This window comes from Pedobacter sp. KBW01, from assembly GCF_003852395.1.
Taxonomy (GTDB): Bacteria; Bacteroidota; Bacteroidia; order Sphingobacteriales; family Sphingobacteriaceae; genus Pedobacter.
The window spans coordinates 101,788-118,536 of record NZ_QAJQ01000009.1 but is presented as its reverse complement, the minus strand read 5'-3'; the positions used below and the strand labels follow the sequence as shown (position 1 = coordinate 118,536).

Sequence of the window (16,749 nt, the reverse complement as noted above, 5' to 3'; positions counted from 1 at the left end):
GGCAGTTTTCTGATGTGCGTAAAAGTTGCCACAACAATTGCAGACCAACCTGTCTGTAAAGTTTTCCCTTGCTGTCCGTAGAGTTCCGAAGGACGCTACGGATAATAAATAGAAAAGAGTTTATGACTCATTTTTATTGAGTTTAAAACTCATTCTTTCAATAATCCGTAGTGACGCTGCACTTAACGCTACGGACAGAAGAGGAATTAATACTATTCTTTTAATAGATTTCTCGATTTCGCTGCGCTTCACTCGAAATGACGAGATTTCTAGTGGCCTGTGTCTCCACAGGCCATCAGTATTGGCCATCAAGCTGTATCTTATATTACTTCACCTCCCCCCTCCCTGTCCTCCCTGTCCGTAGAGTTCCGAAGGGCTCTACGGATGATGAATAGAAAAGAGTCTCTGACTCGTTCTTTTATTGAGTTTAAAAACTCATTCTTTCAATAATCCGTAGTGACGCTGCGCTTAACACTAAGGACAGAGTTTCTATCTAACAGCTGGCTGAATCCTGTATTACTTCACTTCCACCGCATGATCACTTTTATCTGCATCAAGCAAATACCGGTAAGGGTCTATGGCCACCGTTTTAGGTTTACGGTCAACAATTAGTATTAGCCTGGTTTGGTTTTGGCTAATGTGATACTTCTGCAAAGAAAAAGGCCTGGTTTCTACCCTCCAATCTTGCTCAGGCTGATTAAAACAACCAATTTCAACTTCCAGATCGGGCAATTGTTTAGGGCCGGCACTTAAACGTTCGGCATTTACCAAAAGTTCGAGTTGATACTTTCCATTTTTAAGTAAAGTGCATTGTTGTACTTTCAAGCCAAGATCATAGGTTACCACCTGGTTGAAACAATCGTCGATAAATTTCTTTTGTGCAGGTAAAGCTTCTTTTAATAAGGCATTAACCAGGTCTGAAGCCGAAGCTTTTGGTTTTGGATAGGCATGATCAGCAATCAGCTGTTTCAATACTGCGTTGAATTTCTGTTCGCCCATTAACTCCTTAACCGCGTACATGTTTATGCCGCCCTTCTGGTAGTTTACATAAGCCTGATTCAGTGTTTTTGCCAATGGCAATTCTTTTTCGGTATTGTTGCGGTTTAAGAAATAGAGGCGGTTATCATAATCGAGATATTGCTGCAGGTACATTTTACCAAAAGCTTTTTCCATTAATACATTTTCGGTGTATTTAGCCAGCGATTCGGTAAGCATAGCATAGCCAGGTCCACCAAACGGAGCCAATTTATTGGCCCACCATTGGTGCGCGGTTTCGTGTGCGGCAATGGCATAACTGTGATCTATAGTGCCCTGTTGACTAAAATTACCCAGAAAATTAATGTTCTCTGCACTAAAGATAATCCCCGGATAAGCCGTTGCCGCCCCTTTGTATTGTGGAATTTCGGCAAGGGTAAGTTGTTTTAGGGGATACTTTGCAAAATGTTCATTTCCGTAATCCAATGCATCTTTAATTCCCTTAAACATTTGCCTTAGGTTATATTCCTGCCCTTGCTGATAATAAATACTTAAGGCAACACCTTTGTACTGCTCTTGTTTAACTTCATACTGTGCCGAACTTAACGCAAACATAAAATTTACAGGCAAGGGTGTTTTATAGCTGAAATAGCGCCGGTTATTGGCAAGCCAGCTTTTTTGTAATTCACCAACTGTAAGTACCTGCTGATCGTGATTGGTAGAAATGGTTGTTTCAAAATCAATCAGTTCGTAGTTCCTGCTAAATGTTTGCTCAACGGGTTTTTCTGTCAAGCCATATTGTTTGCGGGAGCGCTTATCATCGCTTTCAAAATTATAACTGTAGCCCAGATGTGGTACAAATTTCTCCAGTTCAATGTAGCTACCATTCTTTACTATCGAATTTTCTTTATCAAAAGGAGTAAAACCATTTCTGAAAACAGTGAGGATAAAACTCATCTTAATGGTATCGCCCAGTAACAAAGGGCTGTTTAAAGTAATAAACTGTTGCTTAAATTTTTCATCTACCTCGCCTTTCTTCGCTCCGGCAATATCAACAGCAAACAAATTTACCTGGGGGTTCAGGCTAATCCATATTTTCGAAATTGGTTTCTCTGTTTCATTTTTTAAGCGGTAAGTACCTTTAACAGTATATTTCCCTTCATCCGGATATAAATCGACAATGGTTTTAACTGATTTAATAACAGGTTGCGGCATATTGGCCAGTGCTTTGTATTGCTGCTCGTAAGCCAGTTGCCAGTTTAACCAGGTTTTGGCATTTTGGTACCTGCTAACTACATTACTTTCATAATAGATATATGCACCACCTGAAATCCAGGTTAGCAAAGCGAAAATAGCGATCCATTTATGCTGCTTAAGTACCAGACCTACCGACTTCAGCCTGTTTTTAGCTTTTATTTCGCACTTATTCTGCCACATTCCAATGGTTAGCAATGCAATAATGGTTACAAAGGCCGCCCAATACAACATATACCAGTTAAATGCAGTTGCATAATATCCAAACCCGTTAAAGTACGAATGCAGCAAATCTGGTACAGTTGCAAAACGGAAAAGGTAATGCTCCAGCCCAAAACGATCGGCATAAAGCATGATAAAAACAGTAACCATGCTCAGCATCATGCCTACATATTTATTGCTGCTCAAATTTTGAATAAACACGATAAGCACTACAAAGAGTATTAAGGGAAACGCACTGTAATAATATAAAGAAAAGTAAAGGGGCAATTCGATATGAAAATAACCATGACTTAGCTGTAAAGTAATGCCGATGCCTATATTTAAAGAAACAAGGATAAAAACCAATGCAAAAAGGCTCATACTTTTAGCTACCCACATTACCCAACTGCGCACAGGAGTGCTGTAAATTAACGAGTGGATACCAACCGATTTTTCTCTGGCTATACTCTCTGCAGCATAAAAGATAATCAGTATCAATGCAAATTTAATTGACCGTATTTCTTCTACAATAATTCCGGTTGCAGGATAGCTGTGAATGCCGTACACGCCGCTAAAAAGTTCATCTTTCAGTTCTACTCCGAAAAGAAACACCCAAAGCAAAAGCATCACCATAACCGGAATGTTCTTAAACAGATTGATCATTTCGAGCTTAAATTGTGCTTTTAAAGCCGTCAGTTGATAACCCAAACCATTTGGCTTAACTTCTAAATGTTTAAAGGGAATTAGAGTAGCCTTTGCCGTCGGGATTGTTTGCTGTTTTGCCTGTTTTTGCCGCTGCACCCTGAAGTTAAAAATGCAGTACGTTAGCCACATCAGTATAGCCGAAAAAGTAAACCACAATAACCTGTTAAGCAGAAATAATCCGGTTAAAGGAAAGAGTTGCCCGTTACGCTGTGCACTTGTCCAAGTTCTGGTTTCGCCGAAAAACGAAGCCAGGCCAAATGGATCTAAAAGAATAGGCAAAGCATCGGGTGTGGTGCCTTTTAAGGCAGATGTAGCCAGTAAGGGCGAGTTTCCAAATATAGAAGCCAGCATGTACAAAATGTAAATCAGCACACCCACTACGTAAATGGCCCGCACGTTTTTGGTTAACAAGCCGGTGCAATACAAGGCACCAGCCGAAAAAATAACATTTGGTAAAGCAAACACCAAAAGCGCATGCAAAAAATAGCCAATATTAAAAGCACCCAGCTGATCGCCCCCCACAAAGAAAGTACCGATAAAAATGCCAATGGCAACCAGGAGCAGTAAGGTAAAAACCGCAATAAGTAAGCCCAAAAGCCTTACCACAAAATATACAGGTTTGGTAATAGCAGTGGTAAATATAACCGATTCAATTTTGTACATGGCATCTCTAAGCACTACGTTGGCACTAAAAAGCGTGCTCGAAAATATAGAAAACAAGGAGAGTAAGGCTATGATATTGGTAATTACATAAGGAGAGTTCTTGTGTACCTCATCGGTACCAAAACCTCCCTTGGCTACGCAAACCATACCCAAAACCAGAAACAGAATTGCCCCTATTTTGAAGGCCATCTGGTTAAAATGATACTTCAGTTCAAATTTCAGTAATGCAGCAATCATACTACAGCCTCCCTTTTGCCTTTTATCCCAAATAAAGCTGTAAAATAAACTTCTTCAAGGCCGGGGTAAACCGGCTCAAATCCTGCTGTAGGTAGTTGAGCCGATAATACAAAAACATTTAACTGGCCGGCAATAATCCGGGTCGAAATCACATCGAAAGCTGTAGCATACTGATCGAGGTCGGCTTTGGTAATCACCCTTCTCCAGATTTTTCCGCCCAGGTTTTTAGTCAGATCGGCAGGTTTTCCCTGCAAAATCAGCTTCCCATCGGCCATTACAGCCATCTCGGGGCATAGGTCGTTCACGTCTTCTACAATATGTGTAGAAAGAATCACCACCCTTTCAGTGCCTATTTCACTTAACAAATCATGAAAACGGTTACGTTCCTGTGGGTCTAATCCTGCTGTCGGCTCATCAACAATTATCAATTGCGGATTACCTAACAGCGCCTGTGCAATGCCGAAACGTTGTCTCATACCACCTGAAAAGGTTCCCACCGATCTTTTTCTCACCTCGAATAAATTGGTTTGCTGCAATAACGACAGCACCTGTTCTTTACGATCGTTAGTATTGGGCAGTCCTTTTAAAACAGCCAGGTGCGTTAATAAATCAACAGCCGAAATTTTAGGATAAACGCCAAAATCCTGCGGCAAGTAGCCCAGTTTATTGCGCATTTCCTGTGGGTTCTGCAACACATCGTTTCCATCAAAATGGATTTGTCCGCTATCGGGCAGCTGCAAGGTAGCCAGGGTGCGCATAAGCGACGATTTGCCGGCACCGTTTGGGCCTAATAAACCAAACATGCCGTTAGGGATATTTAAACTTACCTCATCAAGTGCTTTTACGCCATTGCCATAAGTTTTTGTAAGTTGCTGTATTTTAAGTCGTACCATAGAATTTTAACTTCAGAATGGCCGCAAATTAAGCTCACCAAAATTGATTTCCACATTTAAGTGATGAAGGCAACAAAAGTGATGACGAAAGAACGAGGAGCCATCCTTTAGACCTGATTTTATGCCTTTCCTTCCTTTCATCACCAAAAACCAGCCCTTCGTCATTAATATTTTAATGGTTTCAATGTCTTTTCTAATTTTAACAGGCTTTTCTATATCGTAACCATGCCCAATACAAAAAATTTCAATCCCAACTATAAACACCAGGACTTTTTCATATTTACAGGGCTGTTACTTTGGGTAGCCATATGCAACTGCTACGATCAGCATACAGCTGTTTGGCTTACTTATGCTACCTGCATTTTAACTTTGGGCTTTTGCTTATTGCCTGTACTTATGTTTTCTTTTTTTAAACAGGCTTTAAAGGAAAAACTCTCCAACAAAAAGTACATCCTTTACTGGTGCGGTTGCTTTTTGATACTTTTGCCCGTTTTTACGTTGCTGGCCACTCAGTTTCAAACCGAACCGGTCGATTTATCGGATAAGCTTACTACAGCTATTGGTGCATTAACACTCGAGCTTTTGCTCATCCTTAACCAATATTATCAGAAAAAAGTGCAACATATCAAATGGATAAAGAAAATTGGTTTGGAAAACGCCGTACTTATTTCTATCGTTTTAATCGCATTAAGTATTTCTATAATGGCGGTATCGAGTTTAAACAATCCGGTTTATCAAAGAGAAGGCTTCTGGCTTATTGGTTTTGAATTTAATATCAGGCAATTGCTACACAATTTTGGGGCTTTCCTGAGCTTTTTCTCTCAGTTTTTAATTATGTATTTGTGTGGTTACCTCCTTTTTTTCATCAATAGCCGTTGGCTTGTTCCTAAAATATTGAAAGAAAAAGGCTTGCTAATCTATTTGTTAAGCGTATCGGCTACCGTTGCCCTACTTTATCCCTTGCTGGCACAACTCCTTATTTTATTACCCATTAATACTGTATTTGGCAGAAGCATATTCGAGGCCAATCCTTTCGAACTGGAAAATGCCTTTGGTGCTTTTGCCATAATGCTTATCAGTTTACCCGTGGTATTGGCCCTGCAATGGGGCAAACAGAATAACATTATCCTTTCTTTAGAAAAAGAAAAATCGCAAAACGAACTCGATTTATTGAAACAGCAGCTCAATCCGCATTTCTTTTTCAATACCCTGAATAATCTGTACGCCCTGAGCCTGCAAAAATCGGATAAAACGCCCGAAAGCATACTACAGTTATCGGAACTGATGCGCTACACCATTTACAAAGGGAAAGAAAAAACGGTTAAACTGGCACAGGAACTGGATTACATTACGGATTATATCCAGTTGCAGCAAATCAGGTTGCGCAAAACACTACATTTTGAATTTGTAAAGCAGGTTAGTAACGATCAGGTTGAAATTGCCCCACTTTTACTGATTGTGTTTATCGAAAATGCTTTTAAACATGGCATTGAGCCTGCCGATGGAGAAGCAAGCCTAAAATTATCATTAATCAGCAACACACAAACCTTAACTTTTTGTGCAGAAAACTCTTTCGATCCTGAAGAGATAGGGCCCGATAGCGGGATTGGGATAGATAACCTGCGGAAAAGGCTCGAACTGCTTTATCCCGGTAAGCATACTTTGGATATTAGCACGATTGGCAATATCTTTAAGGCCGAATTAAAACTCCAATTTACATGAGTTTACGTTGCTTAATTGTAGATGATGAACCCCTTGCGCATGAAATCATTGTGGCTTATGCCAAAGATATTCCGTTTGTAGAAATTGCTGCGCACTGTTATCGGGCTACAGAAGCATTGGATTTTTTAAGTAAACAGGAAGTAGACCTGATTTTTCTCGACATCAGAATGCCCAAATTAAACGGCCTCGATTTTCTGCGTGCCCTGCAGCACAAACCACAGGTTATTATTACTTCGGCTTATGAAGAATATGCCTTAGCGAGTTTCGATCTTGCCGTTTGCGATTACCTGTTAAAGCCTTTCAAGTTAGAGCGTTTTTTAATAGCTGTTAACCGTGCTTTAAACTTTCAACAATTAAAAAAACAATCTGGCGCTCCTGTTGAAACCATAAACCCAGATCAGCAGCGCAATGGACAAATTTCAATCAAAGCAGATAAAAAGCATATTTTGTTGCAGTTGGATGAAATACAATTTTTAGAAAGTTTAGGGAATTATGTGAAAGTTTGGAAAGATCACAAATATTTACTCACCCCCAGAACATTGGGCAGTTTTGAAGAGCAACTGCCAGCCGATGATTTCATCCGGATCCATAAATCCTTCATCCTGAATAAAAAATACGCCAGTTATCTGGAAGGAAATACCATCGTTCTTAAAAACGGACAAAGGGTATCAGTTGGCAAAAACTATAAGAGCATTATTAAACAGTTGCTCGATATTAAAGATTAAACGTTAACCGATTTTAAGCCAGCCTGTAATGCTCATGCGCTGTTTATAGGTAAGCAAAACCTCATGCGCCAAATCTGAACTTTTAAAGAAAACACTTTTACCATTGTTAGGCGCAATATCCTGTTCTTCATCCTGGTGATAAATGCGTAATTCTCCACCATCTTCTATCCTCCAATCGGCGTTCAAATACATAATCATCGAATATTGGCGACTCCCATTGTTTTGAAACTGATCGATATGTTTTTTATAAAATGTACCCGACTCATAAAGCGTGTAATGAAACTCATAACCTGTAATTCCAGTATAACAGGTCCGGTTCAAATACTCCACAAATTCGTCCATCAAATCAAAGAAATCATTTTCATGTTTGTTCTGATGTTTTCTGTCTAACCAGTAAATTACATCGCTCCTGATTAATTTATCCTGATTGATAACTGCACTATTACCAACACCAGCATTTAAAAGTGCTTTATTTTCGAATAACCTGGTCAGGTTATTTTTAAGGTGGGCAGCTAATGAAACGTTTAGGAAATTCTCGGCAATTCCTACTTTATCTTCGATAAAACTATCGATAAGGCAATCAAATATTTTTTCCACCAGATTGGTTTAATCTTATAACAACGTGCCTAAGTTTAGTAAGGTAATCTTAATTAATGATTTAGATCTCGCTTTGAAAATTTATATTTGAAAATCCCAACGCCATTTTATGCAAAACGTTTTCCCTGCACAATACTCCACCTTATCTGCCGCAGCTTTAAAAGATTATTTAATTGAGGCCTACGATCTCGATCAGGCCACAACCTGCCGCTTGCTGATTAGAAATGTTAGTGATACTTATATTCTGGAAAATGAAAAGCAGAAATATATCTTTAAAATTTACCGCGATGCGCACCGGAAAAGAAACGAAATTGAGGCAGAAGTTGAGCTCCTTAATTTACTGAAAGCCAATGGCAATTCGGTTTCTTACCCTTTTACAGATCGCGAGGGTAAGCAAATTCAACAATTTAATGCCATTGAGGGATTAAGGAATGGTGTTTTATTCTCCTTTGCAGAAGGAATGGTTATTCATGAGCTGGAAAATGAACAACTCATCCAGTTAGGTAAAGACATTGCCAAACTCCACGAAACTACTTCGGTAGTAAAACTTAAAAACCCGCGACCTGTATTTAATTTCGAAACCACTTTATTTGAACCGCTGAGGGTTTTGGCACCGCATTTTGAAACCATGCCCGAGGAATATGAATACCTGAGCCAGGTTGCAGGTAAGGTGGTAAAAAAATTCGAAACTTTCGATACTGCTAAATTTAGTACCGGTTATTGCCATTACGATTTCTTCCCAAAGAATTTTCATTTTGATGAAAGGGGAAGGATTACCTTTTTTGATTTCGATTTTGCCGGCGAGGGTTTCCTGATTAACGACCACATGTCGTTCCTGAACCATTACTTTTTCCACCAGATTAATCAGTTAACCACTAAAGAGCAGGCTGAAAAAGATTTTGATGTCTTTTTACGAGCTTATCAGCAGGTAAGGCCTTTAAGCAGCGATGAATTAGCTGCAATCCCCTATCTGGGCATTTGTTTCCATATCTTCTTTTTGAAATTCTTTTACGATAATTACGACGACTGGTCGAACATTTTTTTAACGCCACGGTATGTAAAACAACGTGTTGGGTTCATCAAAAAATGGGAAGCGCTGTATTGTAACTTTTAGGCAAGGCTTGCTCAAATTCCAGAAGGCTTATTTATCTTGTATAGTTATTCAAAACCAACAAGATGGACCAGAAAATAATCAACCTGTACGATGCGTACACCCACAGTCAGATAAACAGAAAAGATTTCATGAAAAAGCTGGCCATTCTTGCCGGCAGTACCGCTTTAGCGGCAACCATTTTGCCCCTGCTCGAAAACAATTATGTAGCAGCGGCCGATTTCACAGGCGATGATATTGAAGTTGAAAACATTAGCTATCCGGGCGTTGAGGGAGAAATGAAAGCTGTTTTAGCCAAACCAAAAGGTAAAAAGAAGCTGGGCTGCGTCTTGGTTATCCACGAAAACCGTGGTTTAAACCCACACATTATTGATGTTACCAAACGGGTAGCTGCCGAGGGTTTCCTGGCCCTTGGTATTGATGCACTTTCGCCATTTGGTGGAACCCCTGCAGATGAAGATAAAGGCCGTGAGCTAATTGGTAAACTGGATGCTGAAAAAAACCTGCAGAATTACTTAAAAGGATTGGATTATTTACGCCAGCGTAAAGATGGTAATGGTAAAGTAGGCTGTATGGGCTTTTGCTGGGGCGGCGGTATGGCTAACAAATTAGCCGTTAACGATCCGAAGTTACAAGCTGCTGTGGCTTACTACGGTGCCCAACCAAATGCAGCCGATGTTTCAAAGATCAAAGCAAGTGTAATGCTCCATTACGGTGGTTTAGACGAACGCATTAATGCTGGTATCCCTGCATACGAAACGGCTTTAAAAGCAAACCATATCGATTATAAACTTTATATCTACGATGGCGTAAACCATGCTTTTAACAACAACACCTCGCCTACGAGGTATAACGAGGCCGCCGCAAAATTGGCCTGGCAACGTACAATTGATTTGTTTAAGCAGAAACTAGGCTGATTTCTTGTATAAATAATCGTCATTTCGATCCGATAGCTATCAGATCGAAATGACGATCTAAAATACCAACTGATAAACCGATCCTTTTTCGCCGGCTAAAATAACTTGCTTACCTTTTTTAGCTTTTTGAACTGCATTAAAACTTTTATCCGAAATGTGTTTCCAGTTTTGGCCACCATCAGTGGAGATATCTGTTCCTGAGGTTCCTGTAGCTACTAGGTTTTTTGAGTTGATATAGGTTACTGCCGACCGAAAACCCAATACCGGCGTTGCAGGTTTCTGCCAGGTTTTACCGCCATCATTAGTTAACAATACGTTATTAGAATTTTCTTTGTCTTTTAAATAATCTCCCCCCACAACTATACCTGTTTTTTCGTTAAGGAAGTCTATTGAAAAGGGGCCAGTGCTATTTCCGCCTTGTAAAATCGGGCATTTAAAAACCTGCCAGGTTTCTCCGTAATCAGGCGAAAAGTAAATATTAGAAACTGTTCCTCCTGTTGCAACCCAGGTTCTACCGCCTGGTAAGGTTTTAATCGTTGTACCACTGGCCGCAAAACCAGCCTCGCCTTTTGCCAGCGGAAGTTTTAAATTCGTAGAGACATCCAACCAGGTTTTACCTGCGTCGGTTGTTTTTAACAAGGACATTTTATCGTTAATCGGGTCGCCGAAAATAATGCCTTTATTCTTGTCCCAAAAACCCAAACCATCCAGAAATATAGCTGAATCTACGTTTTTATAATTTTCGGTCCAGGTTTCGCCACCGTCAACTGTTTTTAAAATATAGGCCGGAGATGCGATACCGACAATAATTGCCTGCCGGTCATCAAAAGCTTCAATATCTCTGAAATCGATTTTTTCGTAGCCTTTCGGTTTTAACCACTTCCAGGTTGCACCGCCATCAGTAGTTTTACCCACCGAGCCATTGCTTCCACTTACCCAGATTACCTGATCAGAAACCACACTCAAACCGCGCAAGCTGGTTTTGGCACTTTCATTCAAAGGTTTTACCGAATACGATTGTGCAACGCAAAAAAAAGGTGCCATTAACAGGCACCATAGTAATTTTTTCATGTATAAAATTTATTTAACCCTTCTAAAAGTTTCCGATCTGCCTAAAAGCGAAATACCAACATAGCCCCTAACATTTAATACATCGGTACTTTTTAGACTCAGGTTACAGCTGTATGTTTTACCACTTTTCGGATCGTAGATTGTACCATCTGTCCATTTACTGCCATCATAATCAAAATCCTTTAAGATTTCGAGGTTTAACAATGCGCGTTTCTTTAAGTTTTCATCAGGATTTTTAGCATCTAATTTTGGTTTACCGTTTAGATTCGGCTCTTTCATCCAGGCTAACTTTCCATAGTATTTATCGCCTTTTTTGTAAATCTCAATTTGCCCCTCTCCCGATGGATTAAGCCATTTGCCGATAATTGCATCTTTATTTTGTGCGAAAGCAGAAAATGAAACTGCTAATAACAGCAGCATTAAAAATGGGAACTTTCTCATATTTTTTTTCTAGTTAGTTTTTAAAGATAATAATTTGACTTTACAGGAAACACTAAATAAAGCGAAAAAGTATAAGAAAGTTTTAGATCCCTTAAAATTTACTTAGAAACGATAGGCAAATACTTTTGGCGGTAAGCATAAAACAAGAAAATATTAAAGAGAAGCATTACGCCAACCATAGGTAAATCTTTTGGTCCTAAAAATGCATGGTACAGAAAAATATTCAGGGTAACCGGGAAAATAATTATCGTAGCCAGGGGTGCTGTTCTTCCGATAAGCAGCAATAAGCCTCCAATTAATTCTGTAATTTTAAGTAACGGAAAAAGATACACCGATGCCATCAGTCCCGTCATAAAGGTAGTTTGCGCGGGTGTCATTTCTGGTGCCTTTGGCATCAAATGAAGAAAATAACTTACCGACGCAAATAAATACATGGCGGCTAAAAGCACGCGTACAACAATAACTGCAATTTTCATATCATAAGTTTTTAGGTGACTGTTTAGTTTTGCCACAACGGCATATTATTTTTTTTAAGCCACGGAGACAAAGAAAACACAGAAACACTCCGTGTTAATCTGTGCATCCGTGGCAATTTTATCAGATTTATTTTTCCTTATAATCGTGGTTAACCATCCACTGGATTCCAAATTTATCGGTTGCCATGCCGAAAAGAGCGCCCCAGAACATTTTTTGTAATTCCATGGTTACAGTACCTCCAGCTGAAAGGCCATTAAAAAGCTGATGTGCTTCTTCTTCAGTAGCCGCATCAACAGAAAGTGAGATACCGGTTCCAAAAGTAGATGCAGGCGAAGGATCGGTAATATCAGTTCCCATTAGTACATTTCCACCAATCGGCAATGCGATATGCATTATTTTTTCCTGATCGCCCACTGCCATTCCTTCACACCCCGGCGAATCTTTAAAGCGCTGCACCACTGCAAACTCCCCACCGAAAACTGATTTGTAAAAGTTAAATGCTTCTTCGGTATTACCATTAAAATTTAAATACGTGTTAACTGATGCCATTGTTTTGTTGTTGTTAAATCCCTTTCGGGAAGGTTAATTATTATTTGGTTTATTTATTAATTCAATCCAGTTGTTAACAAATTGCTCAAGCGCTGGTCTTTTTGCTTCAATGTCGTCCATCCCGTAAAATCTGGCTTCACGCCGGTCTTTCCAATTGCCCTGTAAAAATGAGGGGTCTTCGATCATATTTTCATCGTAAAAAATAAAGATGATCTGTACATACCCTTTAGCCCTTAAATTAAAAGCTGCAAAATCTTTAAGACAATAAAAACTTGGCGAATTCCATTTTATTCTTTCCTGCATTAGCGGATTTGCGTTGGTGATAATAGTTCTTAGTTTTTCTACCTCCTGTTTATAGGGATGTATTAATTTAAGCATGTACTCATCCACTTCGCTTTTACCTGAAAGCAGGTTCTTTTTCATTGCCATACACGCGGGTTATTATTATTCACCGGCTAACTTTGTTAATGTAATATCCATCCAGGGCATCCAGCATTCACCATCAAAACGCTCCCACAATCCTTCGATGGTATTGGTTTTAAAATTACCTTTAAACCTTTCATTATCTCCAAATATTAAAATAATATCGTCGATTATCTTTAGCGTAGCGATCGAAATAATCCCATCATTACCAAAAGACTGAGATCTGAAAACATCATCCATATCATCGTAGTGGGTAATTTCCAACGACCTGATTTCCCTTTCATTAAACTTTACGTCAACATGGTGCGTTAAAAAGAAACCGCCGTCAACCCACTGGTAACAATCGGTGCCACTAATTACATCACCTGTTTTTGTGCGCCCCTCTGTTTGCCATTTACCAATATATGGATTTAATAGATCAAGCTTTTGATTTCTCATAAATTTAGTTAAAATCGGCAGTATCTAATTTACTATAAATATTTTTTAACTGCTGCGTATGCCGTTGCGTATGATAAATAATAAAATAAGCGGCTTCAAGGCGGGTTAAAAATCCATAAACAGGCAGCTCGAATGCTGTACAGGTTTTAGTGAGGTCTAATGTAGTAACCACATCTACAACGTTTTTTCGAATCTGCTTTAATTTCGCCAGTAATTCGGTCTGGTCGTATTCCTTGTTTTTTGGATAAATAAATTCCGGCGAATCAAATTTGGTATTGAAATTCAAAAAATCAGCCTTTATCCTTTCTACCATAATATCGGCTGGCTTATTGGTTTCTGTGGTTGGCCCGTTAATTACCTCTACAAAACCACCATTAGCCATAATCAGGTGCTGAGCTAGTTGCCCCGCCGTCCAGCTGCCGGGAAAAGGCACTTGATTAACCTGCTGTGCATTAAAATTTGAAAGCAGATTTTCCAATGCCGATAAAGTACCATCGGCTTCTTTAATTACCTTTTCCATAGTTTACATATAATTCATTCCAGGATAATTGAGCAGCCTGCGCCAGAGTGCAATTTGCCCGATGCAATTGGCTTCGCGGTAGGTATTAAAACTGATCATCTCATAAAGGGTCATTTCCATGCCTGGCATTTCTAATTGCTCGTCGAGCTTTTCATCTGTAGCCTTGGTAAGTGCATCCTGTAATAAAGGCGAAATCTGTGCCCAGTCTGTCTTAAAATCTGCTAAAGAAGGGTAAACTGCATCATCTATAATCCCTTTATGATCGACAAAAAGTTCGCCCGTTGCTGATTTAAGCTCAATGCCAAAATATTTAGCCAGGAAATACCTGCCATCTACCACACTACCGGTTATCCAGGCGAGGTGGTTAGCCTTGGTATCTAATCTTTTCAGGGCATCTTTTTCATCAATTCCAGCCAAAGCCCTTAATAAAAAATCGGTTTGCATTTCGTACAACACCATAATGCCATACATCCTGTTACTTATTGGTTTTGTTTTCATGTTATTGTTATTAGGTTGATTATAAGTATAAAGTTAATGCTTTATTTAACCACCTACCCTTGCCGTAAAAGTCAATATTGAGGGGCATTTCAGACATTTTTTTTCTATCTTGTACGCAGAACCTAAATTTTACCAAATGATACAAGTTGGTGTATTAATGCCCAAGAACTTCAGGTTATTGAGTATAGCTGCCATTTTAGACGTTTTTGATACCGTAAATGGCTTTTACAGAAAAGATAATCTTGAAACACCTTTTGCCATTAGTTTAGTTACACTGGATGACAAAAACTACAATTTTAGCGAGCATCCGTCTATTTCGATAGAAAATGTACTGCCGCTTGATTTGATTTTGATTCCATCTTTTTCTACCAACGATATGGCAGCAAGTATTGCAGAAAACAGGCATTACCTGCCATGGCTAAATTTACAACATCGTGAGGGGGCAGAAATTGCCACATTTTGCACAGGTGCATTTTTGCTTGCAGCATCGGGTCTGCTAAATGGCAGGGCAGCTACAACACATGTCGATGCTTGCACGGCATTTTCTACCGCATTCCCTTTGGTGCATTTAAAGGCCGATAAAACGGTAACACAAGATGGCAAACTGTTTACCAGTGGTGGGGCAACTTCTACTTTCCACCTGTTGCTGCACCTCTTACAAATCCATTGCGGAAAAGAAATGGCTATTAAAGTTGCTAAAATTTTTGCCATTGATATGGACCGTGTAAACCAATTGTATTTTAGCACTTTTCAGCCTATACGGCACCATAACGATGATATTGTAGCCTCTGCACAGGAAAAAATAGAAAATAATTACCAGGATGTGGCCACCATTGAAGAGATGATTAAAGATATTCCATCAAGCAGAAGGAACATTGTGCGTCGCTTTAAGCAGGTAATTGGCATTACGCCTATTGAGTACCTGCAACAAACGCGTATAGAAGCCGCAAAAAAATTACTGGAGCAAACGGCACAGCAAATGACTGAGGTAATTTATAACTCTGGCTACAACGATCCTAAAGCTTTCAGAAAAGTATTTAGAAAATCGGTTGGTATGACACCTACCCAATACCGCGATAAATTTCAGGCCAGGTAAGTGTAGCAGATCATTAAATTTGTCAGGCTTGCCCTGTCAAAACATTAACGAAAGCAAAATTGACTTTGCAATAATGATCCCGTTGTTTTATTGCTTAGAAAAAGCCTGCTGATATTTTAACGGCGATTTTCCGGTTATTTCCCTGAAATATTTATGAAAACTTGTAAAGTTATAAAAGCCACAATCGTAACAGATTTCCTTCACGGTTAAATCGTTTTCGATAAGCAATTTACAAGCCTGCCCCACCCTGATCTCGTTAAGAAACTGGGTGTAGGTTTTTCTACTTTTGGTTTTAAAGAATTTACAAAAAGAGTTCGGACTAATCTTAGCCACGGCCGCAATTTCTTTTAGTTCGATTTTCTTTTTGTAGTTGCTGATGGTATAATTATAAATAGATTGGATGCGGTCTTTTTCGTTCTCCAGAAAATTAGGTTTAAAGCCAAGGGAAACCAGAATGTTTTTTTCACTGCAATTGGCAATTACCGTTAACACCTCCAGCAACCTGATAATCCTCATGGTGCCTGTAGCTTCGATTATCTGAGGCATCAAAACCGCAATTTTCTCTTTGGCAGCTCCTTGTAGTTTAATCCCCTGCTTTGCCTGGGCAAAAATTCTTTTTATTTCCTGGTTCTCGGGCAGGTTAAGAAAATCCTTACCCAAAAACTCTTCCTTAAAATGTACGGCATAAACATCAACCGGTTCCCCATCGCTAGTTTCGAAAAACTCCGGATCAAAGCGCCAGTAATGCGGCAAATTACTTCCGAGTAAAACAACATCGCCATCATTAAAATTTTTAATGCTGTCGCCAATAAATTGTGTCCCCCGCCCTTTTTTGATATAAATTAACTCTAAGGCAGAATGATAATGCCACAGGTTGTTTACATCTGGCATAATATCCCTTCGGGCACTAAAAGAATCTACCGAATTAGTAGATACATTAAGTAAATGCGGTTTCATAGAATCTTAAAAAATCAATCTAATATGCAGTAATATTTCGCAATGTATAAAATTAAGACAATATCATTTAATAATTAGATGATAAAGTTAAATTTTTATTACCGCTTTAGGACTTAATTTGTAAAGTTTCAACTAAACAAACATACATATGAAGGTGGGATTATTTATTCTTTGCTATATAGACCAATGTCCATTTCTCTGTTAAACAAACTTATTGTGGCCAACCTTTGGCCAATTCGGGTTATAGCCATTTAAATCATCTATCGGCGATTTCTTTTT

The 16,749-nt window shown here is 39.1% G+C and carries 17 protein-coding genes; 5 read left to right on the top strand and 12 right to left on the bottom strand.

Annotated features, from left to right (window positions below; all coding sequences use genetic code 11):
* Positions 1-516: 516 nt before the first annotated feature.
* Positions 517-4,035 (bottom strand): ABC transporter permease/M1 family aminopeptidase, encoded by a 3,519-nt coding sequence (locus DBR40_RS10325; RefSeq protein ID WP_124559669.1) that lies wholly within the window; start codon positions 4,033-4,035, stop codon positions 517-519.
* Positions 4,032-4,928, bottom strand: a complete 897-nt coding sequence (locus DBR40_RS10320; RefSeq protein WP_124559668.1) for an ABC transporter ATP-binding protein — start codon at positions 4,926-4,928, stop codon at positions 4,032-4,034. Before DBR40_RS10320 ends, DBR40_RS10325 begins: the two co-directional genes overlap by 4 nt.
* 225 nt (positions 4,929-5,153) lie before the next feature.
* Here DBR40_RS10320 and DBR40_RS10315 point away from each other — a divergent pair, with 225 nt between their 5' ends.
* A complete protein-coding gene (locus DBR40_RS10315) occupies positions 5,154-6,650 on the top strand; it encodes a sensor histidine kinase (RefSeq protein WP_124559667.1) in 1,497 nt (498 codons plus the stop codon).
* The gene (locus DBR40_RS10310; protein ID WP_124559666.1) at positions 6,647-7,375 is read left to right on the top strand and encodes a LytR/AlgR family response regulator transcription factor; all 729 of its coding nucleotides are present in this window, start codon (positions 6,647-6,649) and stop codon (positions 7,373-7,375) included. Before DBR40_RS10315 ends, DBR40_RS10310 begins: the two co-directional genes overlap by 4 nt.
* Positions 7,376-7,378: 3 nt before the next feature.
* Here the strand turns inward: DBR40_RS10310 and DBR40_RS10305 are convergent, their stop codons facing one another.
* Positions 7,379-7,972, bottom strand: coding sequence for a 2OG-Fe(II) oxygenase (locus DBR40_RS10305; RefSeq protein WP_124559665.1), 594 nt, complete (start codon positions 7,970-7,972; stop codon positions 7,379-7,381).
* A 109-nt stretch (positions 7,973-8,081) separates the two neighbouring features.
* On the opposite strand from DBR40_RS10305, the gene DBR40_RS10300 reads away from it, so the two are divergent.
* Both DBR40_RS10300 and DBR40_RS10295 read left to right on the top strand, forming a co-directional pair.
* Entirely contained in the window at positions 8,082-9,086 is a 1,005-nt protein-coding gene (locus DBR40_RS10300; protein ID WP_124559664.1) for a phosphotransferase enzyme family protein, read from the top strand.
* Between the two features lie 62 nt (positions 9,087-9,148).
* Positions 9,149-10,000, top strand: coding sequence for a dienelactone hydrolase family protein (locus DBR40_RS10295; RefSeq protein WP_124559663.1), 852 nt, complete (start codon positions 9,149-9,151; stop codon positions 9,998-10,000).
* A gap of 57 nt (positions 10,001-10,057) precedes the next feature.
* Here DBR40_RS10295 and DBR40_RS10290 read toward each other — a convergent pair whose 3' ends face one another.
* The 8 genes from DBR40_RS10290 to DBR40_RS10255 all read right to left on the bottom strand — a co-directional run bounded on the left by DBR40_RS10290 (position 10,058) and on the right by DBR40_RS10255 (position 14,417).
* Positions 10,058-11,071: a WD40/YVTN/BNR-like repeat-containing protein gene (locus DBR40_RS10290; RefSeq protein WP_199748314.1), complete on the bottom strand. Its 1,014-nt coding sequence runs from the start codon at positions 11,069-11,071 to the stop codon at positions 10,058-10,060.
* Positions 11,072-11,080: 9 nt separating this feature from the next.
* Positions 11,081-11,512: a DUF2147 domain-containing protein gene (locus tag DBR40_RS10285; protein WP_124559662.1), complete on the bottom strand. Its 432-nt coding sequence runs from the start codon at positions 11,510-11,512 to the stop codon at positions 11,081-11,083.
* A 98-nt stretch (positions 11,513-11,610) separates the two neighbouring features.
* Positions 11,611-11,988, bottom strand: coding sequence for a DoxX family protein (locus DBR40_RS10280; protein WP_124559661.1), 378 nt, complete (start codon positions 11,986-11,988; stop codon positions 11,611-11,613).
* Positions 11,989-12,115: 127 nt separating this feature from the next.
* On the bottom strand, positions 12,116-12,538 hold the full coding sequence (locus tag DBR40_RS10275; protein WP_124559660.1) for a VOC family protein: 423 nt from the start codon (positions 12,536-12,538) through the stop codon (positions 12,116-12,118).
* 33 nt (positions 12,539-12,571) lie between these two features.
* Positions 12,572-12,961 carry a DUF1801 domain-containing protein gene (locus DBR40_RS10270; RefSeq protein WP_233603848.1) on the bottom strand — a complete coding sequence of 130 codons (390 nt, stop codon included), beginning with the start codon at positions 12,959-12,961 and terminating at the stop codon, positions 12,572-12,574.
* 21 nt (positions 12,962-12,982) lie between these two features.
* The gene (locus DBR40_RS10265; RefSeq protein ID WP_124559658.1) at positions 12,983-13,399 is read right to left on the bottom strand and encodes a hypothetical protein; all 417 of its coding nucleotides are present in this window, start codon (positions 13,397-13,399) and stop codon (positions 12,983-12,985) included.
* A 4-nt stretch (positions 13,400-13,403) separates the two neighbouring features.
* The gene (locus DBR40_RS10260; RefSeq protein WP_124559657.1) at positions 13,404-13,919 is read right to left on the bottom strand and encodes a DinB family protein; all 516 of its coding nucleotides are present in this window, start codon (positions 13,917-13,919) and stop codon (positions 13,404-13,406) included.
* A 3-nt stretch (positions 13,920-13,922) separates the two neighbouring features.
* Positions 13,923-14,417 (bottom strand): DinB family protein, encoded by a 495-nt coding sequence (locus tag DBR40_RS10255; RefSeq protein WP_124559656.1) that lies wholly within the window; start codon positions 14,415-14,417, stop codon positions 13,923-13,925.
* 136 nt (positions 14,418-14,553) lie between these two features.
* Between DBR40_RS10255 and DBR40_RS10250 the strand changes: the two genes are divergently transcribed.
* The gene (locus DBR40_RS10250; RefSeq protein WP_124559655.1) at positions 14,554-15,513 is read left to right on the top strand and encodes a GlxA family transcriptional regulator; all 960 of its coding nucleotides are present in this window, start codon (positions 14,554-14,556) and stop codon (positions 15,511-15,513) included.
* A gap of 87 nt (positions 15,514-15,600) precedes the next feature.
* Here the strand turns inward: DBR40_RS10250 and DBR40_RS10245 are convergent, their stop codons facing one another.
* Entirely contained in the window at positions 15,601-16,470 is an 870-nt protein-coding gene (locus DBR40_RS10245) for an AraC family transcriptional regulator (protein ID WP_124559654.1), read from the bottom strand.
* Positions 16,471-16,749 lie beyond the last annotated feature (279 nt).

Coding starts and splice junctions, on each gene's coding strand:
- DBR40_RS10325 (WP_124559669.1), bottom strand. CDS start 4,035: ATGATTGCTGCATTACTGAAATTTGAACTGAAGTATCATTTTAACCAG.
- DBR40_RS10320 (WP_124559668.1), bottom strand. CDS start 4,928: ATGGTACGACTTAAAATACAGCAACTTACAAAAACTTATGGCAATGGC.
- DBR40_RS10315 (WP_124559667.1), top strand. CDS start 5,154: ATGCCCAATACAAAAAATTTCAATCCCAACTATAAACACCAGGACTTT.
- DBR40_RS10310 (WP_124559666.1), top strand. CDS start 6,647: ATGAGTTTACGTTGCTTAATTGTAGATGATGAACCCCTTGCGCATGAA.
- DBR40_RS10300 (WP_124559664.1), top strand. CDS start 8,082: ATGCAAAACGTTTTCCCTGCACAATACTCCACCTTATCTGCCGCAGCT.
- DBR40_RS10295 (WP_124559663.1), top strand. CDS start 9,149: ATGGACCAGAAAATAATCAACCTGTACGATGCGTACACCCACAGTCAG.
- DBR40_RS10290 (WP_199748314.1), bottom strand. CDS start 11,071: ATGAAAAAATTACTATGGTGCCTGTTAATGGCACCTTTTTTTTGCGTT.
- DBR40_RS10285 (WP_124559662.1), bottom strand. CDS start 11,512: ATGAGAAAGTTCCCATTTTTAATGCTGCTGTTATTAGCAGTTTCATTT.
- DBR40_RS10280 (WP_124559661.1), bottom strand. CDS start 11,988: ATGAAAATTGCAGTTATTGTTGTACGCGTGCTTTTAGCCGCCATGTAT.
- DBR40_RS10275 (WP_124559660.1), bottom strand. CDS start 12,538: ATGGCATCAGTTAACACGTATTTAAATTTTAATGGTAATACCGAAGAA.
- DBR40_RS10270 (WP_233603848.1), bottom strand. CDS start 12,961: ATGAAAAAGAACCTGCTTTCAGGTAAAAGCGAAGTGGATGAGTACATG.
- DBR40_RS10265 (WP_124559658.1), bottom strand. CDS start 13,399: ATGAGAAATCAAAAGCTTGATCTATTAAATCCATATATTGGTAAATGG.
- DBR40_RS10260 (WP_124559657.1), bottom strand. CDS start 13,919: ATGGAAAAGGTAATTAAAGAAGCCGATGGTACTTTATCGGCATTGGAA.
- DBR40_RS10255 (WP_124559656.1), bottom strand. CDS start 14,417: ATGAAAACAAAACCAATAAGTAACAGGATGTATGGCATTATGGTGTTG.
- DBR40_RS10250 (WP_124559655.1), top strand. CDS start 14,554: ATGATACAAGTTGGTGTATTAATGCCCAAGAACTTCAGGTTATTGAGT.
- DBR40_RS10245 (WP_124559654.1), bottom strand. CDS start 16,470: ATGAAACCGCATTTACTTAATGTATCTACTAATTCGGTAGATTCTTTT.